8 protein-coding genes and 1 pseudogene are annotated in these 4344 nt (G+C 62.3%); 4 read left to right on the top strand and 5 right to left on the bottom strand.

Annotation, left to right across the window (positions count from 1 at the left end; translation table 11 throughout):
- The first annotated feature begins 46 nt into the window (after positions 1 to 46).
- The 4 genes and pseudogenes from AB1576_04275 (at position 47) to AB1576_04260 (ending at position 1900) form a co-directional block, all read left to right on the top strand.
- A pseudogene (locus AB1576_04275) lies at positions 47 to 448 on the top strand (aldehyde ferredoxin oxidoreductase C-terminal domain-containing protein).
- 89 nt (positions 449 to 537) lie between these two features.
- Positions 538 to 921, top strand: a complete 384-nt coding sequence (locus tag AB1576_04270) for an aldehyde ferredoxin oxidoreductase C-terminal domain-containing protein (GenBank protein MEW6080989.1) — start codon at positions 538 to 540, stop codon at positions 919 to 921.
- Positions 903 to 1427 carry a hypothetical protein gene (locus AB1576_04265; protein MEW6080988.1) on the top strand — a complete coding sequence of 175 codons (525 nt, stop codon included), beginning with the start codon at positions 903 to 905 and terminating at the stop codon, positions 1425 to 1427. The genes AB1576_04270 and AB1576_04265 overlap by 19 nt, the downstream gene beginning before the upstream one ends.
- A complete protein-coding gene (locus tag AB1576_04260; GenBank protein MEW6080987.1) occupies positions 1361 to 1900 on the top strand; it encodes a hypothetical protein in 540 nt (179 codons plus the stop codon). Before AB1576_04265 ends, AB1576_04260 begins: the two co-directional genes overlap by 67 nt.
- On the opposite strand, the gene AB1576_04255 is transcribed toward AB1576_04260, so the two are convergent.
- The 5 genes from AB1576_04255 to AB1576_04235 form a co-directional block, all read right to left on the bottom strand.
- Positions 1866 to 3035, bottom strand: a complete 1170-nt coding sequence (locus tag AB1576_04255) for an iron-containing alcohol dehydrogenase (GenBank protein MEW6080986.1) — start codon at positions 3033 to 3035, stop codon at positions 1866 to 1868. The genes AB1576_04260 and AB1576_04255 overlap by 35 nt on opposite strands.
- A 14-nt stretch (positions 3036 to 3049) precedes the next feature.
- The gene (locus AB1576_04250; protein MEW6080985.1) at positions 3050 to 3358 is read right to left on the bottom strand and encodes a hypothetical protein; all 309 of its coding nucleotides are present in this window, start codon (positions 3356 to 3358) and stop codon (positions 3050 to 3052) included.
- Positions 3345 to 3518, bottom strand: a complete 174-nt coding sequence (locus tag AB1576_04245) for a hypothetical protein (protein MEW6080984.1) — start codon at positions 3516 to 3518, stop codon at positions 3345 to 3347. The genes AB1576_04250 and AB1576_04245 overlap by 14 nt, the downstream gene beginning before the upstream one ends.
- Complete coding sequence (locus AB1576_04240) at positions 3500 to 3823, bottom strand: hypothetical protein (protein MEW6080983.1); 324 nt, start codon at positions 3821 to 3823, stop codon at positions 3500 to 3502. The genes AB1576_04245 and AB1576_04240 overlap by 19 nt, the downstream gene beginning before the upstream one ends.
- A gap of 13 nt (positions 3824 to 3836) precedes the next feature.
- The coding region (locus AB1576_04235; protein ID MEW6080982.1) for a metallophosphoesterase at positions 3837 to 4344 on the bottom strand (508 nt) is incomplete at its 5' end.

Raw genomic sequence — 4344 nt, 5'->3', positions numbered from 1 at the left:
CGTGACCTCGCTGGAGAGCATCGCGGAGTCAAACCAGCTGTGTAACATGTACGGGCTAGACACCATCTCCTGCGGCGTCATGATATTCTTCGTCATGGAGTGCTTCGAAAAGGGCATCATCACCCTGGAGGATACAGGGGGCATTGACCTCCGCTTCGGCAACGGCGACGCCGTCAATACCATGAACCGGCTCATCGCCGCCAGGACGGGCATCGGCGACATCCTGGCAGAGGGCAGTCGGAGGGCGGCTCAACGGTTCGGAAAGGGTGCGGAGGCCCCCTCCATGTTGCTGAAGGGCAACGAGAAACCGGCCCACATGCCACAGGTGAAGCCCTCCGTTGGGCTGATCTACGCCGTCAATCCCTTCGGTGCGGATCACGAGTCGTCCGAGCACGATCCCGAGGTGGCGCTCCCGGCGGACAGCCCGAGCAGGGTACGCCTCTTCCAGATCGGGGCATGGAAGGGCTATGAGGACCCCTTCGCGCTGGATGAGGAGAAGGTGCGTTTCGCCTTCTTGTCCCCCAGTGCTTCTACTCCCTGCTCGACACCCTATGCCTCTGCACCTTCGCCTGGGGTCCATCGTGGCAGCTCGACGGCCCGCAGGATGTGGTTACCCTGTACAAGGCCGGCATCGACTGGGATGCCTCTCTCTACGAGCTCATGAAGGTCGGTGAAAGGCGCCTGAACAGGATGCGGTTCTTCAACGCCAGGGAGGGGTTCACCCGCAAGGACGACTACCTCCCCGAGCGGTTCTTCGAGCCCCTGCCCGACGACCCCTCCGCAGGCACCCGGGTGGACAAGGCTGAGTTCGACAAGGCCCTGGGCCTCTATTACGCCGTGGCTGGCTGGGACGAGGTGACGGGAAACCCGGCCCCCGGCAAGCTCCGGGAACTGTCACTGGGGTGGCTCTTGGAGGAGTAGCAGGAGTCCAGTACAAATCGGGTAGGAGGGGGCAGCTAACCCCCGTCCCCCCACACCACCCGGCATGCGGGTCCGCACTGGGCGGTTCAGCTAGCGGTTCTACGTGGCCACTGTCCGCAGGGGACTTTCGCCCCCAAGCCATCACCCATGCCGGGCGCACCGGTCAGGCGGGAAGGGGCCTCGCTCCCCTTCTCTCCCCCTTCCTGAGTTACCATCACTGTGCGCGAGAATCATGCGGCTGCCCGCCCATTCCCGGCAGGATCTCATCAGACTGGATAGAAGTACACCACGCTATCAGCGTGATCGAGAGCTACTGTGACGTCATCGTGATCAGGCACCCCGACGTGGGTTCAGTGGAGGAGGCCACCCAGGCATCTCGGGTTCCTGTCATCAACGACGGGGATGGTGTAGGACAGCACCCGACCCAGGCCTGCTGGACATGTATACCATCGAGCAGGAGAAGGGCAGGCTGGACGACCTCACCGTATCGCTGGTGGGAGACCTGAAGCACGGGCGCACCGTCCACAGCCTCATGTACCTCCTGGCACTGTACAGGAACTCGGCCAGGCTGGTATCCCCGGAGAGCCTCAGGATGCCCGATCACATTGTGGAGGCGATGAAGTCAAAGAGCTTGGGTGTGGAAGAAACGGAGGGCCTGCGGGCTGCGGCCCGGGTGAGCGATGTGATGTACGTCACCCGGGTTCAGAAGGAGAAGTTCCAGGACCCCGCCGAGTACGAGAGGGTCAAGGGTGCCTACGTGCTGACCCCCGGCCTCGTGGCCGAGGCAAAGGAAGGCATCACCTTCATGCACCCACTGCCAAGGGTGGATGAGATAGCGGTGGAAACCGACGCCTACCGTGGCACTGCCTACTTCCGGCAGGCTGCCAACGGTGTGCCCACCAGGATGGCCCTGTTAACGATGGTGACCGGGACGCCTAGAAGCACTACCAGAGGTTCTCGTCGAGGCTCTCCTGGATAAGGGAGAGGTAGTCCCCTGCCGCCATCGGCCGTGGGTTCCCGCCCGAAGACATGTTGAGGGTGCAGGCCTTGGCGATGAGCGGCAGGTCTTTATGTGGGATCTCGAGGTCGGACGGCCTGGGGAGACCGAGATCGGACACCAGGCGGGCCGCTCCTCTCCATGCCAGGGAGGCGGCCTCCATCTCGGCAAGGCCTTCCAGGGACGACCCTATGGCCACGGCTACCCGCCGACTCTTCTCAGGGACTGCCGGGGTGTTGTACCTCATGACGTAGGGCAAGAAGGCGGCTATGGCGACGCCGTGCCCTATGTCGTAGAGTCCCCCCACCACCTCGGCTATGGCGTGGATCGCGCCGCAGTCCGCGTTGCTCATGGCGGCTCCCGCCATCATGCTGCCGGTCATGACCTGTTCCCGTGCTGAGAGGTCATGGCCGTTGGTGTAGGCAACCCTCAGGTTCCCGGCGATGAGTTCTATCGCCCCTAGGGCCCAGGCATCGGTCAGTGGAGAGGAGGCCTGGGACACGTATACCTCCAGCGCGTGGGAGAAGGCGTCCATGCCAGTGGACGCAGTGAGGGCTGGGGGAAGGCTCAGGGTCAGTTCCGGATCCACCAGTGACAGGGTGGGGGAGAGCGCCACGGGGTCCCCGAAGCCCATCTTGAACCTGCGGCGGGTATCGGTTATCACCGCCCATCCGCCCATCTCGCTCCCGGTGCCCGCCGTGGTCGGTACCGCGATGAGGGGGACCCGGGGTTTCACGTTGAACTTGACGAACCCTTCGTAGTCGCTGATGCTCCCTCCCGCCTCCGCAACCGCCCGGATAGCCTTGGCGGTATCCATGGAGCTCCCTCCCCCGATGGCGAGTACGGCGTCGGGGCCGAATCCCCGGAAGGCCGTGACCCCCCTCGTGACCGTGGTGTCCCTGGGGTTGGGCTCCACCTCATCGAACACGTGGACCTCCGGTTCCGGTTGAGCCAGAGTGTCCATCACTCCGCCTAGGAGTTCTGCCTCAAGGACCCCCTTGTCCGTCACCACGAAGAGCCGACGGGCGTTCCAGGCTTTGAGCGTCTCTCCCGTAAGGCGGGAGGCGCCCGCTCCATACTTGACCTCGATAGGAAGAGAAAAGGCATGCACGGTCATTGCGGGTTGCCCCCTCAGAACATATTCCCGGTTTCTTCCACGTCGGTGTACCACTTGATCTTGGTGCCCATCTTGGCCCGGAGATTCCACTTCATCGTCTTGGGGGCCTTGTCCAGGATGTCCAGGAGCCGGGAGACCCTGGACTTCACAACAACCCTCTCCTCATCGCGGATAAAGGGGTTCTGGCACATGTACTCCAGCACCTTCCGTAGGTTCTGGGTCACGGTGTAGTAAAATCCCCAGTCAGCGCTCAGGATCCTCGCGATGTACCCGGTGTCGATGGCCTCCCTCTCAAACCCCTCCGAGATGTCATGTTCCAGCAACAATGATGGTGTCCTTGAGGTCCTTGGCGTTGGTCTCCACTATCTGCATCTTCTCCAACAGGACGTCGGTCGTGGTTACCGTGGGACAGTCCAGTTCCAGGCGGCCAAGAAATGGCACCACGTGACAGAAACTCAGGTTGTCTAGGAAGAAAACGTCCACCTTGAAGCCGCTGATGTGAAGATGGGCGTATATTGCCTGGTCTGCCCGTAGAACTTCAGGATGAATTCGTCATGTGCATAACCCTCCTCCTTGAGCATCTGCTGCACCGCCAGGTTGTGCCTGACGTATGCCATGAAATCCAGGTCCGTTATGGGCCGGTTGGCAGCGTCAAAGAGGTGCCGGTGTGTCTCGCAGTGCAGGCGGATGGCTACTGCGCCCAGGAGCCGCAAAGGAGTCTGCCTTGATTGGGCCAGTTCCACGAGGCGAAGCCCTTCCTGAAGGAATGACTCGTTGTTGTTGCCCACCGCTTCCCCTCCCCTAGCCTGAAGTGAGCTGGCAGGAAACCACCTTTCCGCCCCGGAGCGTCACCAGGGCTCCCCTCAGGAAACCCTCAGCGTACTCGCTCCCGGGGTTCAGGCACACGGTGTGGCCGATCTTCACGGTGCCCCTGGACTCATGGATGTGGCCGTGCAGGCCCAACAGCGGCTGGTACTCCTCTATCGTCCGCCTGACAGCCACGCTTCCCACCGGCACCATGTCGGGCTGGCCCCCGGGGCCCAGCTTCGGCTTCAGATCTCTGTCCAGCCTGGGAGCCAGGTCAAGGTTGGAGTCGTGAGGGGGGCAATGGAAGTTGAACACACAGTTGGGCATGTTCTTCACCCCGGCGGCCATTCCCTCGATCTTCTCCGCCAGGTCCTCCTCGCTGATGTCTCGCGGGCACTGCCAGGGGGTCATGTTACCGTATCCGGTGCTTATCATCTCGTGGTATTCGTCCAGCTCGACGGTCTTGCCCTCGGGGTTGATAACGTAGTCATTGTCCTCGATG

It is taken from the genome of Bacillota bacterium, assembly GCA_040754315.1.
In the GTDB taxonomy this organism is placed as follows: Bacteria; Bacillota; Sulfobacillia; order DUSP01; family JBFMCS01; genus JBFMCS01.
The sequence above is the reverse complement of the archived record's forward strand: the minus strand, read 5'-3'. Positions and strand labels throughout refer to the sequence as shown.